The following is a 19,950-nucleotide window of genomic DNA, read 5'->3' as shown; positions in this document are numbered from 1 at the left end:
GGCGCATCGCCATCAGGCAAAACATTATTCGTCGTGTGTGATGATCGCCGGGATGGTGTCATCCTTGCGTAATGTCAGAATTTCACAGCCTTTTTCCGTCACCACAATAGTATGCTCGTACTGAGCAGACAAGCTCCGATCTTTAGTTTTCACCGTCCATCCGTCTTTCATGGTGCGGATGCGGTAATCACCGGCATTCAGCATGGGCTCTACGGTGAAGGTCATGCCCGGCTGCAGTACCACACCGCCGTCGTCTGCATCGTAGTGCAGAACCTGCGGCTCTTCATGGAAGCCGCGACCGATGCCGTGACCGCAATATTCACGGACCACAGAGAAGCCTTCGCCTTCCGCGTATTTTTGAATCGCAGCGCCCAGCGTGCGCAGGCGAATACCCGGTTTTACCATCCGCAGCGCCAGATACAGGCTTTCCTGCGTGACGCGGCACAAACGCTCGCCCAGAATGGTTGGTTTGCCGACGATGAACATTTTCGAGGTATCACCGTGGAACTCGTCTTTAATCACGGTTACGTCGATGTTGACGATATCGCCGTCTTTCAGGAGCTTGGCGTCGTCCGGGATCCCATGGCACACCACTTCATTAATAGAGATGCACACGGACTTCGGATAACCGTGATAGCCCAGGCAGGCGGAAATGGCCTGCTGCTCATTCACGATGTAGTCATTACAGATGCGATCCAGTTCGCCGGTGCTGACGCCTGGCTTAACAAACGGTTCGATCATTTCCAGTACATCGGCGGCCAGACGGCCAGCGATGCGCATTTTTTCGATTTCTTCAGGGGTCTTGATTGAGATAGCCATGAATTCTGTCCATCAGTGCCGATGATATCGGCAATAATTGTTTAAGTGGTGCCAATGGTATCAGTCCGGCATACATGCTGCCAAATTGAGAATCATTCTGAACTTCGCCTTTCGTGCCACAGGTGTGTTGGCTGAAATTTTTCACTCCAGTCGCTCACTGCATGTAAGCGCCCGGAGATGCAAAAAATTGGCTGCCTCCCTGTAACACGAAATTCATCGTTCATTCAGCACGCACCGCCAACAATTATTGGTGTCGGTAGCGTATTTGTGGTATAAAGCGCGCCGGACTTCCGATCCATTTGAAGACTACACACGATGGACGGGAGCGACAAATCTCACTTTGTGTAACAACACACACGTATCGGCACATATTCCGGGGTGCCCTTTGGGGTCGGTAATATGGGATGCGTGGAGGCTTAACCCCAACTTTTATATATAGAGGTTTTAATCATGGCAACTGTTTCCATGCGCGACATGCTCAAGGCTGGTGTTCACTTCGGTCACCAGACCCGTTACTGGAACCCGAAAATGAAGCCGTTCATCTTCGGTGCGCGTAACAAAGTTCACATCATCAACCTTGAGAAAACTGTACCGATGTTCAACGAAGCTCTGGCTGAACTGAACAAGATCTCTGCTCGTAAAGGTAAAATCCTTTTCGTTGGTACTAAACGCGCTGCAAGCGAAGCGGTGAAAGAAGCTGCTAACAACTGCGACCAGTTCTTCGTGAACCATCGCTGGTTGGGCGGCATGCTGACTAACTGGAAAACCGTTCGTCAGTCCATCAAACGTCTGAAAGATCTGGAAACTCAGTCTCAGGACGGTACTTTCGAAAAGCTGACCAAGAAAGAAGCGCTGATGCGTACTCGTGAGCTTGAGAAACTGGAAAACAGCCTGGGCGGTATCAAAGACATGGGCGGTCTGCCGGACGCTCTGTTCGTAATCGATGCTGACCACGAGCACATTGCTATCAAAGAAGCAAACAACCTGGGTATCCCAGTATTTGCTATCGTTGATACCAACTCTGATCCGGACGGTGTTGACTTCGTTATCCCGGGTAACGACGACGCAATCCGTGCTGTGACCCTGTACCTGGGCGCTGTAGCTACTACCGTTCGTGAAGGCCGTTCTCAGGATCTGGCTTCCCAGGCGGAAGAAAGCTTCGTAGAAGCTGAATAATAAGGCACGCTCGTTCGAGCCCCCTTATAAACCAGGTAGTATCACGTTTGGTTAGGGGCCCTTTAGGCCCCTTTTTCACTTTTAAATCTGTGCGGTTTCATGCCGGGCAGATCAAATCTTCCGAGGATTTTAGAATGGCTGAAATTACCGCATCCCTGGTAAAAGAGCTGCGTGAGCGTACTGGCGCAGGCATGATGGATTGCAAAAAAGCACTGACTGAAGCTAATGGCGACATCGAGCTGGCAATCGAAAACATGCGTAAGTCCGGCGCAATCAAAGCGGCGAAAAAAGCAGGCAACGTTGCTGCTGACGGCGTAATCAAAACCAAAATCGACGGCAACATCGCTTTCATTCTGGAAGTTAACTGCCAGACTGACTTCGTTGCTAAAGATGCTGGTTTCCAGGCATTTGCTGACAAAGTACTGGACGCTGCCGTTGCTGGCAAAATCACTGACGTTGAAGTTCTGAAAGCGCAGTTCGAAGAAGAACGTGTTGCTCTGGTTGCTAAAATCGGTGAGAACATCAACATCCGTCGCGTTGCTTCCCTGGAAGGCGAAGTTCTGGGTAACTACCAGCACGGTGCTCGTATCGGTGTTCTGGTTGCTGCAACTGGCGCTGACGAAGAGCTGGTTAAACAGCTGGCAATGCACGTTGCTGCAAGCAAGCCAGAATTCGTTAAGCCGGAAGACGTTTCTGCTGAAGTGGTAGAGAAAGAATACCAGGTTCAGCTGGACATCGCGATGCAGTCTGGTAAGCCGAAAGAAATCGCAGAGAAAATGGTTGAAGGCCGTATGAAGAAATTCACCGGCGAAGTTTCTCTGACTGGTCAGCCTTTCGTTATGGATCCGAGCAAATCTGTTGGTCAGCTGCTGAAAGAGCACAACGCTGATGTAACAGGCTTCATCCGCTTTGAAGTGGGTGAAGGTATCGAGAAAGTTGAGACTGACTTTGCAGCAGAAGTTGCTGCGATGTCCAAGCAGTCTTAATTTTTAAAGGAGCCGCCTGAGGGCGGCTTCTTTTTGTGTCTGGCTTGTAAATTCAGCGAACCGCTATAGTGGTCATGCTGAAAAGCGACATACAATGTCGCCGGAATTAATTCATCTCATTCGTTGACAGTCTCAGGAAAGAAACATGGCTACCAATGCAAAACCCGTCTACAAACGTATTCTGCTTAAGTTAAGTGGCGAAGCTCTGCAAGGTTCAGAAGGCTTCGGTATTGATGCAAGCATCCTTGACCGTATGGCTCAGGAAATCAAAGAGCTGGTTGAGCTGGGTATCCAGGTTGGCGTAGTGATTGGTGGTGGTAACCTGTTCCGTGGCGCTGGTCTGGCGAAAGCAGGGATGAACCGCGTTGTGGGCGACCACATGGGCATGTTAGCCACCGTCATGAACGGTCTGGCGATGCGCGATGCGCTTCACCGCGCCTATGTGAACGCTCGCTTGATGTCCGCAATTCCTCTGAATGGCGTGTGTGATAACTACAGCTGGGCGGAAGCAATCAGCCTGCTGCGTAACAACCGCGTTGTTATTTTGTCTGCGGGTACTGGCAATCCGTTCTTCACTACCGACTCTGCGGCTTGCCTGCGTGGTATTGAAATTGAAGCGGATGTGGTACTGAAAGCCACCAAAGTCGATGGCGTATTTACGGCTGACCCGGCTAAAGATCCAACGGCGACTATGTACGAACAGTTGACCTATGCTGAAGTTCTGGATAAAGAGCTGAAAGTGATGGATCTTGCGGCGTTTACGCTGGCTCGTGACCACAAATTACCGATTCGTGTCTTTAACATGAACAAACCGGGTGCGCTGCGCCGTGTTGTTATGGGTGAAAAAGAAGGCACGTTAATCACGGAATAATTCCCGTTGCGGCTAAATGCAGGTAATATTCCGCTTTAATGTCGCGGGATACGTCCCTCAAAATTAATCAAGACTATACTTGTCACATCTTGCGTGGTGGGTATGGTCTGACTGAAATAAGCTTTCAAGGATTCGTAACGTGATCAACGATATCAGAAAAGATGCTGAAGTACGCATGGACAAATGCGTCGAAGCGTTCAAAAACCAAATCAGCAAAATTCGCACGGGCCGTGCTTCTCCTAGCCTGCTGGATGGTATTGTCGTGGAATATTACGGCACACCGACCCCGCTGCGCCAGCTGGCAAGCGTAACGGTTGAAGATTCCCGTACCCTGAAAATCAACGTGTTTGACCGTTCTATGGGGCCAGCCGTTGAGAAAGCAATTATGGCTTCCGACCTCGGTCTGAATCCAAGTTCTGCGGGTTCCGACATCCGCGTTCCGCTGCCGCCGCTGACTGAAGAACGTCGTAAAGATCTGACCAAGATCGTGCGTGGCGAAGCTGAAGGCGCGCGCGTTGCCGTACGTAACGTACGCCGCGATGCCAACGACAAAGTGAAAGCGTTGTTGAAAGAAAAAGAGATCAGCGAAGATGACGATCGCCGTTCTCAGGACGACGTACAGAAACTGACTGACGCAGCTATCAAGAAAGTTGATGCGGCGCTGGCAGAGAAAGAAACGGAACTGATGCAGTTCTGATTCGCCTGTACGCTAAAAACGCCGCTTAGAAGGCCTGAGAAGGCTGGATGGCGGCGTTTTGCTTTTTTCTGTCTATATACTCTAAATAATTCGAGTTGCAGGAAGGCGGCGACGCAGGGCATCCCCGGGAGCGTACACCAGTGCGTGACAGGGGTGAACGAGGAGAGCCAACGTACATGCAACTTGAAGTATGACGAGTAAAATTCTTCTGGATGTCTGATGAAGCAATTAACCATCCTGGGATCAACCGGTTCCATTGGTTGCAGTACGCTGGATGTAGTACGCCATAACCCGGAAAAATTTCGTGTTGCTGCGTTGGTGGCGGGTAAAAATGTCGTCCGTATGGTTGAGCAATGTCTGGAATTTTCTCCTCGCTATGCGGTAATGGACGATGAAAAAAGCGCTGCGTTGGTAAAAGCAGCTCTGCTGGAGCAGGGCAGTCGTACTGAGGTTATGAGCGGGCAGCAGGCGGCCTGTGATATGGCTGCGCTGGATGATGTTGATCAGGTTATGGCGGCGATTGTCGGCGCGGCGGGCTTGCTACCGACGCTGGCGGCAATCCGTGCGGGCAAAAGCATTTTGCTGGCGAATAAAGAGTCACTGGTGACCTGCGGGCGTCTGTTTATGGACGACGTGCAACGCCACAAAGCACAGCTTTTGCCGGTAGATAGCGAACATAACGCGATTTTTCAGAGTTTACCGCAACCTATCCAACACAATCTGGGATACGCTGACCTTGAGCAAAATGGCGTCATATCAGTTTTGCTTACCGGGTCTGGTGGCCCTTTCCGTGAAACGGCATTGCGCGATCTGGTTTCTATGACCCCCGATCAGGCATGTCGTCATCCGAATTGGTCGATGGGACGAAAAATCTCTGTCGATTCAGCCACCATGATGAATAAAGGTCTGGAATACATTGAAGCGCGTTGGTTATTTAATGCCAATGCAAGCCAGATGGAAGTGCTGATTCACCCGCAGTCGGTTATTCATTCGATGGTGCGTTATCAGGATGGTAGCGTTCTGGCGCAGTTGGGGGAACCTGATATGCGTACACCTATTGCTCATACGATGGCATGGCCAGAACGAGTGACGTCCGGCGTTAAGCCTGTCGACTTTTGCAAGCTCAGTGCGTTGACGTTTTCCGCACCTGATTACCAGCGTTATCCATGCCTGAAACTGGCGATGGACGCGTTTGAGCAAGGGCAGGCGGCGACGACCGCTTTGAACGCAGCGAATGAAATTACCGTTGCCGCATTCCTGGCGCAGCAGATCCGATTTACCGATATTGCTGACCTGAATTTATCCGTACTGGATAAGATGGATTTGCAGGAACCACAGAGCGTTGATGACGTGCTGAAGGTTGATGCTATCGCGCGGGAAGTCGCCAGAAAAGAAGTGATGCGACGCTCAAGCTGATGATAATCCCTCCACGGAGAATCGCGCTATTTGTTAGCGTTGGGCTTCAGTGATATAGTCTGCGCCACTCGATCGCGGGTATTTGTTTTTTTTCGGTCGGGTAAGCCGTGGTTTGACACGGCTTTTTTGTGGATGCACAAAATCATTCAGGTTGCATCAAGGTGGCAAGTGGATGAGTCCCCTGGAGCATACAAAGAGTATGTGACTGGGGCGAAGATCACAGCCAACGAAGGAGCAGCCTGAAGGATGAAGCGCAAAAGGCTTCAGTATTCCTGAGTACCGTATAATCCTTTCAGGGACTAAAAACGCGTTATGTTGTCTGCAACTAAACCATTAAGCGAAAATTTGCCAGCACATGGTTGTCGCCATGTAGCAATTATCATGGATGGCAATGGCCGCTGGGCGAAAAAGCAAGGGAAGATTCGCGCCTTTGGACATAAGGCCGGAGCAAAGTCCGTCCGCCGGGCTGTCTCTTTTGCTGCCAATAACGGTATTGATGCGTTAACGCTGTATGCCTTTAGCAGTGAGAACTGGAACCGACCCGCGCAGGAAGTGAGCGCGTTAATGGAGCTGTTTGTGTGGGCGCTTGATAGCGAAGTGAAAAACCTGCACCGCCATAACGTACGTCTGCGTATTATCGGGGATATCAGTCGATTTAACTCACGTTTGCAAGAACGGATTCGCAAATCAGAAGCGATTACTGCCCAGAATACCGGGTTGACGCTAAATATTGCAGCGAATTACGGTGGACGGTGGGATATAGTCCAGGGAGTCAGACAACTGGCACAACAGGTGCAGGATGGTCTGCTGCGTCCAGAGCAAATCGATGAAGAGATGCTGGGGCAGCAAATTTGTATGCATGAACTGGCTCCTGTGGATTTAGTGATAAGGACTGGGGGAGAGCATCGAATTAGTAATTTTCTGTTGTGGCAAATTGCCTATGCCGAACTTTACTTTACGGATGTTCTCTGGCCCGATTTCGATGAACAAGACTTTGAAGGTGCGCTGCATGCCTTTGCTAATCGTGAGCGTCGTTTCGGCGGCACCGAGCCCGGTGATGAAAAAGCCTGATGGGGGTCGCTTTTGCTGAAGTATCGCCTGATTTCTGCTTTTGTTTTAATACCCGTTGTCATCGCGGCGCTGTTTTTGCTGCCGCCGGTGGGGTTCGCCATTGTTACGCTGGCCGTCTGTATGCTGGCCGCCTGGGAATGGGGACAGTTAAGCGGTTTTACCACGCGTACGCAGCGAGTCTGGCTGGCTGTTTTGTGCGGGCTATTGCTGGCACTGATGCTATTTTTGTTGCCGGAATACCATCGCAATATTCATCAGCCGCTGGTTGAAGTATCGCTGTGGGCGTCGCTGGGCTGGTGGGTCGTGGCGCTGTTACTGGTGCTGTTTTATCCCGGCTCTGCGTCGGTCTGGCGTAATTCCAAAACATTACGCATAATTTTCGGCGTGTTAACCATAGTCCCTTTCTTTTGGGGAATGCTGGCGCTACGTGCATGGCACTATGATGAGAATCATTATAGTGGCGCGCTATGGCTGCTGTATGTCATGATCCTCGTCTGGGGAGCGGACTCGGGTGCCTATATGTTTGGTAAGCTGTTTGGCAAACATAAGCTGGCGCCGAAGGTTTCTCCTGGTAAAACCTGGCAGGGTTTTATTGGCGGACTCGCCACTGCTGCCGTGATCTCATGGGGTTATGGCATGTGGGCGAATCTTGAGGTTGCGCCTGTCACCTTGCTTATTTGCTCCATCGTTGCAGCCCTGGCCTCCGTGCTGGGTGATCTGACCGAGAGTATGTTTAAGCGTGAAGCAGGTATTAAGGACAGTGGTCACTTAATACCAGGACACGGCGGTATTTTGGATCGTATTGATAGCCTGACGGCTGCGGTACCGGTCTTTGCCTGCCTGTTGTTACTGGTATTCAGGACGCTCTAACGGATGGTCTTATGCTGAGTATTCTCTGGAATCTGGCTGCATTCATCGTTGCACTTGGTGTGCTTATCACCGTGCATGAATTTGGTCATTTCTGGGTTGCACGGCGCTGCGGAGTCCGCGTCGAACGCTTTTCCATTGGCTTTGGAAAAGCGCTTTGGCGGCGTACCGATAAATCAGGTACGGAATACGTCATCGCCCTGATTCCCCTCGGCGGTTACGTCAAAATGCTGGATGAGCGCGCTGAACCGGTCGCACCGGAGCTGCGCCATTACGCTTTCAACAATAAAACGGTTGGACAACGCGCAGCCATCATCGCCGCAGGTCCGATTGCCAACTTCCTTTTTGCTATTTTCGCGTATTGGCTGGTGTTTATCATCGGTGTCCCTGGCGTTCGTCCGGTTGTTGGTGAAATAACACCCAACTCGATTGCCGCACAGGCGCAAATTCAGCCGGGTACGGAACTAAAAGCGGTTGATGGTATCGAAACCCCTGATTGGGATGCCGTGCGATTACAACTGGTATCAAAAATTGGCGATGAACATACGACTCTCAGCGTGGCGCAGTTTGGCAGCAACCAGCGGCAGGACAAAACGCTGGATTTACGCCATTGGGCATTTGAGCCAGACAAAGAGGATCCTGTTTCCAGTTTAGGGATTCGCCCGCGCGGTCCGCAGATTGAATCGGTGCTGTCAGAAGTGCAGGTAAACTCCGCTGCAAGTAAGGCGGGTTTGCAAGCTGGCGACAGGATCGTTAAAGTCAATGGTCAGCCGCTGACGCAATGGATGACGTTCGTGACGCTGGTGCGCGATAATCCGGATAAGCCGTTAGCGCTAGATATTGAAAGACAAGGAAGTTCCTTGTCTTTAACGTTAACCCCAGATTCAAAACAGGTTAACGGGAAGGCAGAGGGTTTTGCGGGCGTGGTGCCTAAAGTTATTCCTCTGCCTGATGAGTATAAGACTGTACGCCAGTATGGGCCATTCAGCGCCATCCTCGAAGCCTCGGATAAAACGTGGCAGTTGATGAAGCTGACGGTCAGTATGCTGGGAAAATTGATTACCGGTGATGTAAAACTGAACAACCTCAGTGGGCCGATTTCTATCGCCCAGGGGGCTGGGATGTCAGCGGAGTTCGGGGTTATTTATTACCTGATGTTCCTTGCGCTTATCAGCGTGAACTTAGGGATAATCAACCTGTTTCCGTTGCCCGTTCTTGACGGGGGGCATCTGCTGTTCCTGGCGATTGAAAAGCTGAAGGGCGGTCCGGTATCCGAGCGGGTTCAAGACTTTAGTTATCGCATTGGCTCTATCTTGCTGGTGTTGTTAATGGGGCTTGCACTTTTCAATGATTTCTCTCGGTTGTAAGAGAGTGTTAGGAAGAACGCATAATAACGATGGCGATGAAAAAGTTGCTCATAGCGTCGCTGCTGTTTAGCAGCGCCACCGTATACGGTGCTGAAGGGTTCGTAGTGAAGGACATTCATTTCGAAGGCCTACAGCGAGTCGCCGTTGGTGCGGCTCTCCTCAGTATGCCGGTGCGCACAGGCGACACGGTTAATGATGAAGACATCAGTAATACCATTCGTGCTCTGTTCGCCACCGGTAACTTTGAGGATGTCCGCGTCCTGCGCGATGGTGATACCCTTCTGGTTCAGGTAAAAGAACGCCCGACGATTGCCAGCATCACTTTCTCCGGTAACAAATCGGTGAAAGATGACATGCTCAAGCAAAACCTCGAGGCTTCTGGTGTGCGTGTTGGCGAGTCTCTGGATCGCACCACGCTAGCCGATATCGAAAAAGGGCTGGAAGATTTCTACTATAGCGTCGGTAAGTACAGCGCCAGTGTGAAAGCGGTGGTAACGCCGTTGCCGCGTAACCGCGTTGACCTCAAGCTGGTCTTCCAGGAAGGCGTTTCGGCGAAGATCCAACAGATCAATATCGTCGGCAACCATGCTTTCTCGACCGACGAACTGATCTCTCACTTCCAACTGCGTGATGAAGTGCCGTGGTGGAACGTGGTGGGCGATCGTAAATACCAGAAACAGAAACTGGCAGGCGATCTTGAAACCTTGCGCAGTTACTATCTGGATCGCGGTTATGCTCGCTTCAATATCGATTCCACCCAGGTTAGCCTGACGCCGGATAAAAAAGGTATCTACATTACCGTTAACATCACTGAAGGCGATCAATACAAGCTTTCAGGGGTACAGGTGAGCGGTAACCTGGCTGGGCACTCCGCCGAAATTGAGACCCTGACCAAAATCGAGCCAGGCGAACTCTATAACGGCACCAAAGTGACCAAAATGGAAGATGATATCAAGAAGCTTCTGGGTCGCTATGGCTATGCCTATCCGCGCGTACAGTCGCAACCTGAAATCAACGACGCCGACAAAACTGTTAAATTACGCGTAAACGTAGATGCAGGTAACCGTTTCTACGTGCGTAAGATTCGTTTTGAAGGTAACGACACCTCTAAAGATTCCGTTCTGCGTCGCGAAATGCGCCAGATGGAAGGTGCCTGGTTGGGTAGCGATCTGGTCGATCAGGGTAAAGAGCGTCTGAACCGTCTGGGTTACTTTGAAACTGTCGATACCGATACTCAGCGTGTACCGGGTAGCCCGGATCAGGTTGATGTGGTCTATAAGGTTAAAGAGCGTAACACCGGTAGCTTTAACTTCGGCGTTGGTTACGGTACTGAAAGCGGCGTGAGCTTCCAGGCTGGCGTTCAGCAAGATAACTGGTTAGGTACCGGTTATTCAGTCGGCATCAACGGCACCAAAAACGACTATCAGACCTATACTGAGTTGTCTGTCACCAACCCATATTTCACCGTTGATGGGGTGAGCCTTGGTGGTCGCGTTTTCTACAATGACTTTAAAGCGGATGATGCAGACCTGTCCGACTATACCAACAAAAGTTATGGTACTGACGCAACGCTCGGCTTCCCGATCAACGAATACAACACCTTGCGTGCGGGTGTGGGTTATGTGCATAACTCCTTGTCTAACATGGATCCACAGGTTGCAATGCAACGTTATCTGGTTTCAATGGGTAAGGATCCTGACGCTGATAGCTTTAAATCAGACGATTTCACCTTCAACTATGGGTGGACATATAACAAGCTGGACCGTGGGTACTTCCCAACGGAAGGTACGCGTGTCAACCTGAACGGTAAAGTAACCATTCCGGGTTCTGACAACGAATACTACAAAGCGACGTTGGATACCGCGACCTATGTGCCGATCGATGACGATCACAAATGGGTTGTTCTGGGTCGCACGAAGTGGGGCTATGGTGACGGCATCGGCAGCAAAGAGATGCCGTTCTACGAGAACTTCTATGCGGGTGGTTCCAGCACCGTGCGTGGTTTCCAGTCCAACACCATCGGTCCAAAGGCTGTCTATTTACCGGCTAATCGTTATAACAACGATAGCGATTACGATAACGAATGTGACGCCACCAATACTTCACCGTGTAAATCGGATGATGCGGTGGGCGGTAACGCCATGGCTGTCGCCAGCCTGGAATTTATTACCCCGACGCCGTTTATCAGCGACAAGTATGCCAACTCGGTCCGTACCTCGTTCTTCTGGGATATGGGTACCGTTTGGGATACGAACTGGGATTCAGCTAAGTACTCTGGTTATCCGGACTACAGCGATCCGAACAATATCCGTATGTCAGCGGGTATCGCTTTACAATGGATGTCCCCATTGGGGCCGTTGGTTTTCTCCTACGCCCAGCCGTTCAAGAAGTACGATGGAGACAAAGCGGAACAGTTCCAGTTTAACATTGGTAAAACCTGGTAATTGTTCTTCGCAAAGGAATGTAGTGGTAGTGTAGCGATGACTTTAGGCGATCTTGCATGGGATCGCCTGGCCACGCAAAGAACTGTACCTTCGGGTGCAAATGGGATGGTAAGGAGTTAATTGTGAAAAAGTGGTTATTAGCTGCAGGTCTCGGTTTAGCGATGGCAACGTCCGCACAGGCTGCTGACAAAATTGCAATCGTCAACATGGGTAGCTTGTTCCAACAGGTTGCACAGAAGACGGGCGTTTCTGCTACGCTGGAAAACGAGTTCAAAGGCCGTGCCAGCGAACTGCAGCGTATGGAATCTGATCTGCAATCTAAAATGCAGCGTCTGCAATCCATGAAAGCGGGTAGCGATCGTACCAAGCTGGAAAAAGACGTCATGGCTCAGCGTCAGACTTTCTCTCAGAAAGCTCAGGCTTTTGAGCAGGATCGTGCGCGTCGTTCCAACGAAGAACGTGGCAAACTGGTTACTCGTATCCAGACAGCTGTGAAATCTGTTGCTAACAGTCAGAGCATCGATCTGGTTGTTGACGCAAACACCGTTGCATACAACAGCAGCGATGTAAAAGACATCACCGCTGACGTACTGAAACAGGTTAAATAAGTAATGCCTTCAATTCGACTGGCTGATTTAGCAGAGCAGTTGGATGCAGAATTACACGGTGATGGCGATATCGTCATCACCGGCGTAGCGTCCATGCAATCTGCGCAAACTGGCAATATCACGTTCATGGTGAATCCTAAGTACCGTGAACACTTAGGCGTATGCCAGGCCTCTGCCGTTGTGATGACGCAGGACGATCTTCCTTTTGCTAAGAGTGCTGCGCTGGTAGTGAAGAATCCCTACCTGACCTATGCACGTATGGCGCAAATCTTAGATACCACGCCGCAGCCCGCACAAAACATTGCACCGAGTGCAGTGATCGATGCGACGGCGAAGCTGGGTAATAATGTTTCTGTGGGCGCAAATGCGGTCATTGAGTCTGGCGTAGAACTGGGCGATAACGTCGTTATCGGCGCAGGCTGCTTCGTCGGAAAAAATACTAAAATCGGCGCAGGTTCACGCTTGTGGGCGAATGTGACGATTTACCACGACATTCAGATCGGTGAGAATTGCCTGATCCAGTCCAGCACTGTCGTCGGATCTGATGGATTTGGTTACGCGAACGATCGCGGTAACTGGGTGAAGATCCCGCAGCTTGGTCGCGTGATTATCGGCGATCGCGTCGAGATAGGCGCTTGTACCACCATTGACCGTGGTGCGCTGGACGATACTGTGATCGGTAATGGTGTTATCATTGATAACCAGTGCCAGATTGCGCATAACGTTGTGATTGGCGACAATACGGCGGTAGCCGGTGGCGTCATTATGGCGGGTAGCCTGAAGATTGGCCGTTACTGCATGATTGGCGGCGCCAGCGTGATCAATGGGCATATGGAAATATGCGATAAAGTCACGGTGACTGGCATGGGTATGGTGATGCGTCCTATCACCGAATCTGGCGTCTATTCCTCAGGCATTCCGCTACAACCCAATAAGGTATGGCGTAAAACAGCTGCACTGGTGATGAATATTGATGATATGAGCAAGCGTCTCAAAGCGATTGAGCGCAAGGTTAATCAACAAGACTAAAGCACCGTTTTTGCATGTCTGACTTTTCGGCCTGTCCCATTCATACGATTGCGACAGGCCGTGTTATTATTGCCTTTTAGTATATTTTGACAGGAAGAGTATTTTGACTACTAACACTCATACTCTGCATATTGAAGAGATTTTAGAACTTCTGCCGCACCGTTTTCCGTTTCTGCTGGTTGACCGCGTGCTGGATTTTGAAGAAGGTCGCTTTCTGCGCGCAGTGAAAAATGTATCTGTTAACGAGCCTTTCTTCCAGGGCCACTTCCCGGGTAAACCTATTTTCCCAGGCGTACTGATTCTGGAAGCAATGGCGCAGGCCACTGGTATCCTCGCGTTTAAAAGCGTAGGGAAACTGGAACCAGGTGAACTGTACTATTTTGCGGGTATTGACGAAGCGCGCTTTAAGCGTCCTGTCGTGCCAGGCGATCAGATGATCATGGAAGTGACTTTCGAGAAAACGCGCCGCGGCCTGACCCGTTTTAAAGGGGTTGCGCTGGTCGACGGTAAAGTTGTGTGCGAAGCAACGATGATGTGTGCCCGTAGCCGGGAGGCCTGATACGTGATTGATAAATCCGCCTTTATTCACCCAACTGCCATTGTGGAAGAAGGCGCCAGCATTGGCGCTAACGCTCACATTGGCCCATTTTGTATTGTTGGACCCCATGTTGAAATTGGTGAGGGTACCGTACTGAAGTCTCACGTTGTCGTGAATGGCCATACAAAAATTGGTCGCGATAACGAGATCTATCAGTTTGCCTCCATCGGTGAAGTTAACCAGGATCTGAAATATGCTGGCGAACCGACCCGCGTGGAAATTGGCGATCGCAACCGCATCCGCGAAAGCGTCACCATTCATCGTGGCACAGTGCAGGGCGGTGGAGTGACGAAGGTGGGCAGCGATAACTTACTGATGATTAATGCGCACGTCGCGCATGATTGTACGGTAGGCAACCGCTGTATTCTGGCGAATAACGCCACGCTTGCCGGGCATGTGTCGCTGGATGATTTTGTTATCATCGGCGGTATGACTGCGGTGCATCAGTTCTGCATCATCGGCGCGCATGTGATGGTTGGTGGCTGTTCTGGCGTTGCTCAGGACGTGCCTCCATACGTTATCGCCCAGGGCAACCACGCAACGCCATTTGGCGTCAATATCGAAGGTCTGAAGCGTCGTGGGTTCACCCGCGAAGCGATTACCGCGATTCGTAATGCCTACAAAGCGTTGTACCGTAGTGGTAAAACGCTGGAAGAAGTGAAACCGGAAATCGCGGAACTGGCGAAACAATACCCTGAAGTTCAGGCTTTCAGCGACTTCTTTGAGCGCTCAACGCGTGGTCTGATTCGTTAATGACTGAGCAGCGTCCTTTAACGATTGCCCTCGTCGCCGGAGAAACCTCCGGCGATATTCTTGGTGCAGGGTTAATCCGTGCACTCAAGGCTCGCGTTCCCAATGCGCGTTTTGTTGGCGTGGCGGGTCCGCTGATGCAGGCCGAAGGCTGTGAAGCCTGGTACGAAATGGAAGAGCTGGCGGTAATGGGCATTGTTGAAGTGCTCGGACGCCTGCGCCGGTTACTGCATATTCGCGCCGATCTCACTCGCCGATTTACCGACTTAAAGCCGGATGTTTTCGTCGGTATTGATGCGCCTGATTTCAATATTACCCTCGAAGGGAATTTGAAAAAGCAGGGCATTAAAACCATTCATTACGTCAGCCCCTCTGTGTGGGCCTGGCGACAGAAACGCGTTTTCAAAATAGGCAGATCCACCAATATGGTGCTGGCCTTTCTGCCTTTCGAAAAAGCGTTTTATGACAAATTTAACGTCCCGTGCCGCTTTATCGGTCATACCATGGCAGATGCCATGCCGTTGGACCCGGATAAAAACGCGGCTCGCGATGTTCTGGGTATTCCCCATGACGCTCACTGCCTGGCGCTATTGCCAGGAAGCCGTGGCGCAGAAGTGGAGATGCTTAGCGCCGATTTTCTGAAAACGGCGCAGTTGTTACGCCAGCATTATCCAGATCTCGAAGTGGTAGTGCCGTTGGTGAATGCCAAACGTCGCGAGCAGTTTGAGCGCATTAAAGCTGAAGTTGCACCGGAGCTTTCCGTACATCTGCTTAATGGGATGGGACGTGAAGCGATGGTTGCCAGCGATGCCGCACTGCTGGCTTCAGGCACCGCTGCGCTGGAATGTATGCTGGCAAAATGCCCGATGGTGGTTGGCTATCGTATGAAACCTTTCACCTTTTGGCTGGCAAAGCGTCTGGTGAAGACCGATTACGTTTCGCTACCTAACCTACTGGCGGGAAGAGAACTGGTTAAAGAGCTGTTGCAGGAAGAGTGCGAACCGCAGGCGCTGTCGCAAGCGCTGTTGCCGTTGCTGGCGAATGGCAAAACCAGCCATGCAATGCACGACACATTCCGTGAACTGCATCAGCAGATCCGTTGCAACGCTGATGAGCAGGCGGCGGATGCGGTCCTGGAGTTAGCGCAATGATTGAATTTGTATATCCGCATACGCATTTAGTGGCGGGTGTAGATGAAGTTGGACGTGGTCCTTTAGTCGGCGCGGTCGTCACTGCCGCCGTCATTCTGGATCCGGCTCGCCCTATTATCGGTCTTAACGACTCAAAAAAACTGTCGGAAAAACGTCGCCTGGCGCTATTCGATGAGATTAAAGAAAAAGCGTTAAGCTGGAGCCTGGGGCGTGCGGAACCACATGAAATCGACGAGTTGAATATTTTACATGCCACTATGCTGGCCATGCAGCGTGCGGTTGCGGGTCTGCATATAGCGCCGGAATACGTACTGATCGACGGCAATCGTTGCCCGGCATTACCGGTGCCATCGCTTGCGGTGGTAAAAGGTGATAGCCGTGTGGCGGAGATTAGCGCGGCGTCGATACTGGCAAAAGTTACACGTGATGCTGAAATGGCGGCCCTGGATACGGTGTTCCCGCAGTATGGCTTTGCACAGCACAAAGGCTATCCAACCGCTTTTCATCTGGAAAAGTTGGCAATGCATGGCGCAACAGAGCACCATCGCCGTAGTTTTGGCCCCGTCAAACGCGCACTGGGACTCACGTCCTGATTCTTGTGTCGAAGGAATCTGAAGATGTCTGAACCTCGTTTCGTCCACCTGCGGGTGCACAGCGACTACTCCATGATCGATGGGCTGGCGAAAACCGGGCCGCTAGTGAAAAAGGCGGCCGCGTTAGGCATGCCTGCGCTGGCGATCACCGATTTTACCAACCTGTGTGGTCTGGTGAAGTTTTACGGAGCGGGTCACGGTGCGGGTATCAAGCCGATAGTTGGCGCAGATTTTCATGTCCGTAGCGAACTGCTGGGCGATGAACTCACGCAGCTCACCGTGCTGGCCGCAAATAATACCGGCTATCAGAACCTGACGTTGTTGATATCGAAAGCCTATCAGCGTGGTTATGGCGCAGAAGGGCCGGTCATCGACCGGGATTGGTTGGCCGAGTTAAAAGAAGGTTTGATTTTGCTCTCTGGCGGCCGCATGGGCGACGTCGGGCGCAGCCTGCTGCGCGGTAATAGCGCGCTGGTTGATGAGTGCGTAGCGTTTTACGAAGAACATTTTCCAAATTGTTATTTCCTCGAGCTTATCCGCACCGGCAGGCAAGATGAAGAAAATTATCTGCATGCAGCGGTAGAACTGGCGGAAAGACGTGGTCTTCCGGTGGTGGCGACCAACGATGTTCGTTTCCTTGAAACCGGTGATTTTGACGCGCATGAAATCCGCGTGGCAATCCATGACGGGTTCACCCTTGACGACCCGAAACGCCCGCGAAATTATTCGCCGCAGCAGTACATGCGTAGCGAAGATGAGATGTGCGAGCTGTTTTCCGATATTCCGGAAGCGCTGCAAAACACCGTTGAGATAGCTAAGCGCTGTAACGTGACGGTACGTCTGGGTGAGTATTTCCTGCCACAGTTCCCGACCGGTGATATGACCACCGAGGATTTCCTCGTGGCGAAATCGCGCGAAGGTCTGGAAGAGCGTCTGGCGTTTTTGTTCCCGGACCCTGAAGTTCGCGCCCAGAAGCGCCCGCCTTATGACGAACGTCTGGAAGTTGAACTGAAAGTTATCAACCAGATGGGATTCCCTGGCTACTTCCTGATCGTGATGGAATTTATCCAGTGGTCGAAAGATAACGGCGTACCGGTAGGCCCTGGACGTGGTTCCGGTGCCGGCTCGCTTGTCGCCTATGCGCTGAAAATTACCGACCTGGATCCGCTGGAATTTGACCTGCTGTTCGAACGATTCCTGAACCCGGAACGTGTCTCAATGCCCGACTTCGACGTTGACTTCTGTATGGAGAAACGCGACCGGGTAATTGAACACGTGGCGGAAATGTACGGTCGTGATGCTGTTTCGCAGATTATTACCTTCGGTACGATGGCGGCCAAAGCGGTTATCCGTGACGTGGGGCGCGTGCTGGGACACCCGTACGGCTTCGTTGACCGTATTTCGAAACTGGTGCCACCCGATCCGGGCATGACGCTGGCAAAAGCCTTTGAAGCCGAACCCCAACTGCCGGAAATCTATGAGGCAGATGAAGAGGTTAAAGCGCTGATCGATATGGCGCGTAAGCTGGAAGGCGTCACGCGTAACGCCGGTAAACACGCCGGTGGTGTAGTTATCGCGCCGACCAAAATTACCGATTTTGCGCCGCTGTACTGCGATGAACAGGGGCTGCACCCGGTTACTCAGTTTGATAAGAACGACGTGGAATATGCCGGCCTTGTGAAGTTCGACTTCCTCGGCCTGCGTACGCTCACCATCATCAACTGGGCGCTGGAAATGATTAACGCGCGCCGTGAAAAGAACGGCGAGCCGCCGCTGGATATCGCCGCTATCCCGCTGGATGACAAGAAAAGCTTCGACATGCTGCAACGCTCGGAGACCACGGCGGTCTTCCAGCTAGAATCCCGCGGCATGAAAGATCTTATCAAACGTCTGCAGCCTGACTGCTTCGAAGATATGATCGCCCTGGTGGCCCTGTTCCGTCCAGGTCCGCTACAGTCGGGGATGGTAGATAACTTTATCGACCGTAAGCATGGTCGCGAAGAGATTTCCTACCCGGACGTACAATGGCAGCATGAGTGTCTGAAACCGGTACTGGAGCCGACCTACGGCATTATCCTGTATCAGGAACAGGTTATGCAGATTGCCCAGGAGCTGTCCGGATATACCCTTGGCGGTGCGGACATGTTGCGTCGTGCGATGGGTAAGAAAAAGCCGGAAGAGATGGCTAAGCAGCGCGGCACCTTTGAAGAAGGGGCGAAAAAGCGCGGCGTCGACGGCGAACTGGCGATGAAAATCTTTGACCTGGTGGAGAAATTCGCCGGTTACGGATTTAACAAATCGCACTCCGCTGCCTATGCGCTGGTCTCTTACCAGACGCTATGGCTGAAGGCGCATTACCCCGCCGAGTTTATGGCGGCGGTAATGACCGCCGATATGGATAACACCGAGAAAGTGGTCGGGCTGGTGGATGAATGCTGGCGTATGGGGCTCAAAATCCTGCCGCCGGATATCAACTCCGGGCTTTATCATTTTCACGTGAATGATGATGGCGAAATTGTCTATGGCATCGGCGCGATAAAAGGCGTGGGTGAAGGGCCAATTGAAGCTATTATTGAGGCGCGCAACGAAGGCGGTTACTTCCGCGAGCTGTTTGATCTCTGTGCGCGCACGGACATCAAAAAACTCAACCGCCGGGTGCTGGAAAAGTTAATCATGTCCGGGGCGTTTGACCGCCTTGGTCCGCATCGTGCGGCGCTGATGAATTCGCTCAACGATGCGCTAAAAGCCGCCGATCAGCATGCGAAAGCCGAGGCAACGGGTCAGGCGGACATGTTTGGCGTGCTGGCTGAAGAGCCGGAACAAATTGAACAGTCTTATGCTAACTGTACACCGTGGCCGGAGCAGGTGGTATTAGAAGGGGAACGTGAAACGTTAGGGCTTTACCTGACGGGACACCCCATCAACCAGTATTTAAAAGAAATTGAGCGCTATGTTGGAGGCCACAGGCTGAAAGACATGCATCCGACAGAACGTGGTAAAGTCACCACGGCTGCGGGGCTCGTCATTGCTGCGCGGGTAATGGTCACCAAGCGCGGCAATCGTATCGGCATCTGTACCCTGGATGACCGTTCCGGGCGTCTGGAAGTTATGTTGTTTACCGACGCCCTGGATAAATACCAGCAATTGCTGGAAAAAGACCGCATACTTATCGTCAGCGGACAGGTCAGCTTTGATGACTTCAGCGGCGGGCTTAAAATGATGGCCCGTGAAGTCATGGATATTGACGAAGCCCGGGAAAAATATGCTCGCGGGCTTGCTATCTCGCTGACGGACAGGCAAATTGATGACCAGCTTTTAAACCGACTCCGTCAGTCTCTGGAACCCCACCGCTCGGGGACAATTCCAGTACATCTCTACTATCAGAGGGCGGATGCACGTGCGCGATTGCGTTTTGGCACAACGTGGCGTGTCTCTCCGAGCGATCGTTTGCTAAACGATCTCCGTGGCCTTATTGGTTCGGAGCAGGTGGAACTGGAGTTTGACTAA

Annotated in this window: 17 protein-coding genes; 16 read left to right on the top strand and 1 reads right to left on the bottom strand. The window is 51.7% G+C overall.

Annotated elements, in window-relative coordinates:
* Positions 1 to 24: 24 nt before the first annotated feature.
* The gene (gene map, locus HV037_RS19475) at positions 25 to 819 is read right to left on the bottom strand and encodes a type I methionyl aminopeptidase (RefSeq protein WP_016155726.1); all 795 of its coding nucleotides are present in this window, start codon (positions 817 to 819) and stop codon (positions 25 to 27) included.
* Between the two features lie 450 nt (positions 820 to 1,269).
* On the opposite strand from map, the gene rpsB reads away from it, so the two are divergent.
* The 16 genes from rpsB to dnaE all read left to right on the top strand — a co-directional run bounded on the left by rpsB (position 1,270) and on the right by dnaE (position 19,950).
* The gene (gene rpsB / locus HV037_RS19470; RefSeq protein ID WP_016151758.1) at positions 1,270 to 1,995 is read left to right on the top strand and encodes a 30S ribosomal protein S2; all 726 of its coding nucleotides are present in this window, start codon (positions 1,270 to 1,272) and stop codon (positions 1,993 to 1,995) included.
* A 134-nt stretch (positions 1,996 to 2,129) separates the two neighbouring features.
* The gene (tsf, locus tag HV037_RS19465; RefSeq protein WP_016151759.1) at positions 2,130 to 2,981 is read left to right on the top strand and encodes a translation elongation factor Ts; all 852 of its coding nucleotides are present in this window, start codon (positions 2,130 to 2,132) and stop codon (positions 2,979 to 2,981) included.
* Positions 2,982 to 3,126: 145 nt separating this feature from the next.
* The gene (pyrH, locus tag HV037_RS19460) at positions 3,127 to 3,852 is read left to right on the top strand and encodes a UMP kinase (protein ID WP_005132114.1); all 726 of its coding nucleotides are present in this window, start codon (positions 3,127 to 3,129) and stop codon (positions 3,850 to 3,852) included.
* A 139-nt stretch (positions 3,853 to 3,991) separates the two neighbouring features.
* On the top strand, positions 3,992 to 4,549 hold the full coding sequence (gene frr, locus HV037_RS19455; protein WP_016151760.1) for a ribosome recycling factor: 558 nt from the start codon (positions 3,992 to 3,994) through the stop codon (positions 4,547 to 4,549).
* A gap of 219 nt (positions 4,550 to 4,768) precedes the next feature.
* Positions 4,769 to 5,965, top strand: a complete 1,197-nt coding sequence (ispC, locus tag HV037_RS19450) for a 1-deoxy-D-xylulose-5-phosphate reductoisomerase (RefSeq protein WP_016155727.1) — start codon at positions 4,769 to 4,771, stop codon at positions 5,963 to 5,965.
* A 312-nt stretch (positions 5,966 to 6,277) separates the two neighbouring features.
* Positions 6,278 to 7,036: a (2E,6E)-farnesyl-diphosphate-specific ditrans,polycis-undecaprenyl-diphosphate synthase gene (gene ispU, locus HV037_RS19445; RefSeq protein ID WP_003018543.1), complete on the top strand. Its 759-nt coding sequence runs from the start codon at positions 6,278 to 6,280 to the stop codon at positions 7,034 to 7,036.
* A gap of 12 nt (positions 7,037 to 7,048) precedes the next feature.
* On the top strand, positions 7,049 to 7,906 hold the full coding sequence (gene cdsA / locus HV037_RS19440) for a phosphatidate cytidylyltransferase (RefSeq protein ID WP_016151762.1): 858 nt from the start codon (positions 7,049 to 7,051) through the stop codon (positions 7,904 to 7,906).
* Between the two features lie 11 nt (positions 7,907 to 7,917).
* Complete coding sequence (gene rseP / locus HV037_RS19435) at positions 7,918 to 9,270, top strand: sigma E protease regulator RseP (protein ID WP_016151763.1); 1,353 nt, start codon at positions 7,918 to 7,920, stop codon at positions 9,268 to 9,270.
* 29 nt (positions 9,271 to 9,299) lie between these two features.
* A complete protein-coding gene (gene bamA, locus HV037_RS19430) occupies positions 9,300 to 11,714 on the top strand; it encodes an outer membrane protein assembly factor BamA (protein WP_016151764.1) in 2,415 nt (804 codons plus the stop codon).
* Between the two features lie 122 nt (positions 11,715 to 11,836).
* Positions 11,837 to 12,322 carry a molecular chaperone Skp gene (gene skp / locus HV037_RS19425; RefSeq protein WP_016151765.1) on the top strand — a complete coding sequence of 162 codons (486 nt, stop codon included), beginning with the start codon at positions 11,837 to 11,839 and terminating at the stop codon, positions 12,320 to 12,322.
* Between the two features lie 3 nt (positions 12,323 to 12,325).
* Positions 12,326 to 13,351 carry a UDP-3-O-(3-hydroxymyristoyl)glucosamine N-acyltransferase gene (gene lpxD, locus HV037_RS19420; protein WP_046275342.1) on the top strand — a complete coding sequence of 342 codons (1,026 nt, stop codon included), beginning with the start codon at positions 12,326 to 12,328 and terminating at the stop codon, positions 13,349 to 13,351.
* 103 nt (positions 13,352 to 13,454) lie between these two features.
* Positions 13,455 to 13,910, top strand: coding sequence for a 3-hydroxyacyl-ACP dehydratase FabZ (fabZ, locus tag HV037_RS19415; RefSeq protein WP_003018528.1), 456 nt, complete (start codon positions 13,455 to 13,457; stop codon positions 13,908 to 13,910).
* Positions 13,911 to 13,913: 3 nt separating this feature from the next.
* Complete coding sequence (gene lpxA / locus HV037_RS19410; protein ID WP_003018525.1) at positions 13,914 to 14,702, top strand: acyl-ACP--UDP-N-acetylglucosamine O-acyltransferase; 789 nt, start codon at positions 13,914 to 13,916, stop codon at positions 14,700 to 14,702.
* Positions 14,702 to 15,850 carry a lipid-A-disaccharide synthase gene (lpxB, locus tag HV037_RS19405; protein ID WP_003829168.1) on the top strand — a complete coding sequence of 383 codons (1,149 nt, stop codon included), beginning with the start codon at positions 14,702 to 14,704 and terminating at the stop codon, positions 15,848 to 15,850. The genes lpxA and lpxB overlap by 1 nt, the downstream gene beginning before the upstream one ends.
* Positions 15,847 to 16,443 (top strand): ribonuclease HII, encoded by a 597-nt coding sequence (rnhB, locus tag HV037_RS19400; protein ID WP_019078405.1) that lies wholly within the window; start codon positions 15,847 to 15,849, stop codon positions 16,441 to 16,443. The genes lpxB and rnhB overlap by 4 nt, the downstream gene beginning before the upstream one ends.
* 24 nt (positions 16,444 to 16,467) lie before the next feature.
* A complete protein-coding gene (gene dnaE / locus HV037_RS19395) occupies positions 16,468 to 19,950 on the top strand; it encodes a DNA polymerase III subunit alpha (RefSeq protein WP_016155731.1) in 3,483 nt (1,160 codons plus the stop codon).

The organism is Citrobacter sp. RHBSTW-00017 (assembly GCF_013797615.1).
GTDB classification, from domain to species: Bacteria; Pseudomonadota; Gammaproteobacteria; order Enterobacterales; family Enterobacteriaceae; genus Citrobacter; species Citrobacter braakii.
Note: the sequence above shows the minus strand (reverse complement) of the source record. Positions and strands in the feature narration are given on the sequence as shown.

Coding starts and splice junctions, on each gene's coding strand:
- map (WP_016155726.1), bottom strand. CDS start 819: ATGGCTATCTCAATCAAGACCCCTGAAGAAATCGAAAAAATGCGCATC.
- rpsB (WP_016151758.1), top strand. CDS start 1,270: ATGGCAACTGTTTCCATGCGCGACATGCTCAAGGCTGGTGTTCACTTC.
- tsf (WP_016151759.1), top strand. CDS start 2,130: ATGGCTGAAATTACCGCATCCCTGGTAAAAGAGCTGCGTGAGCGTACT.
- pyrH (WP_005132114.1), top strand. CDS start 3,127: ATGGCTACCAATGCAAAACCCGTCTACAAACGTATTCTGCTTAAGTTA.
- ispC (WP_016155727.1), top strand. CDS start 4,769: ATGAAGCAATTAACCATCCTGGGATCAACCGGTTCCATTGGTTGCAGT.
- ispU (WP_003018543.1), top strand. CDS start 6,278: ATGTTGTCTGCAACTAAACCATTAAGCGAAAATTTGCCAGCACATGGT.
- rseP (WP_016151763.1), top strand. CDS start 7,918: ATGCTGAGTATTCTCTGGAATCTGGCTGCATTCATCGTTGCACTTGGT.
- bamA (WP_016151764.1), top strand. CDS start 9,300: ATGGCGATGAAAAAGTTGCTCATAGCGTCGCTGCTGTTTAGCAGCGCC.
- lpxD (WP_046275342.1), top strand. CDS start 12,326: ATGCCTTCAATTCGACTGGCTGATTTAGCAGAGCAGTTGGATGCAGAA.
- lpxB (WP_003829168.1), top strand. CDS start 14,702: ATGACTGAGCAGCGTCCTTTAACGATTGCCCTCGTCGCCGGAGAAACC.
- rnhB (WP_019078405.1), top strand. CDS start 15,847: ATGATTGAATTTGTATATCCGCATACGCATTTAGTGGCGGGTGTAGAT.
- dnaE (WP_016155731.1), top strand. CDS start 16,468: ATGTCTGAACCTCGTTTCGTCCACCTGCGGGTGCACAGCGACTACTCC.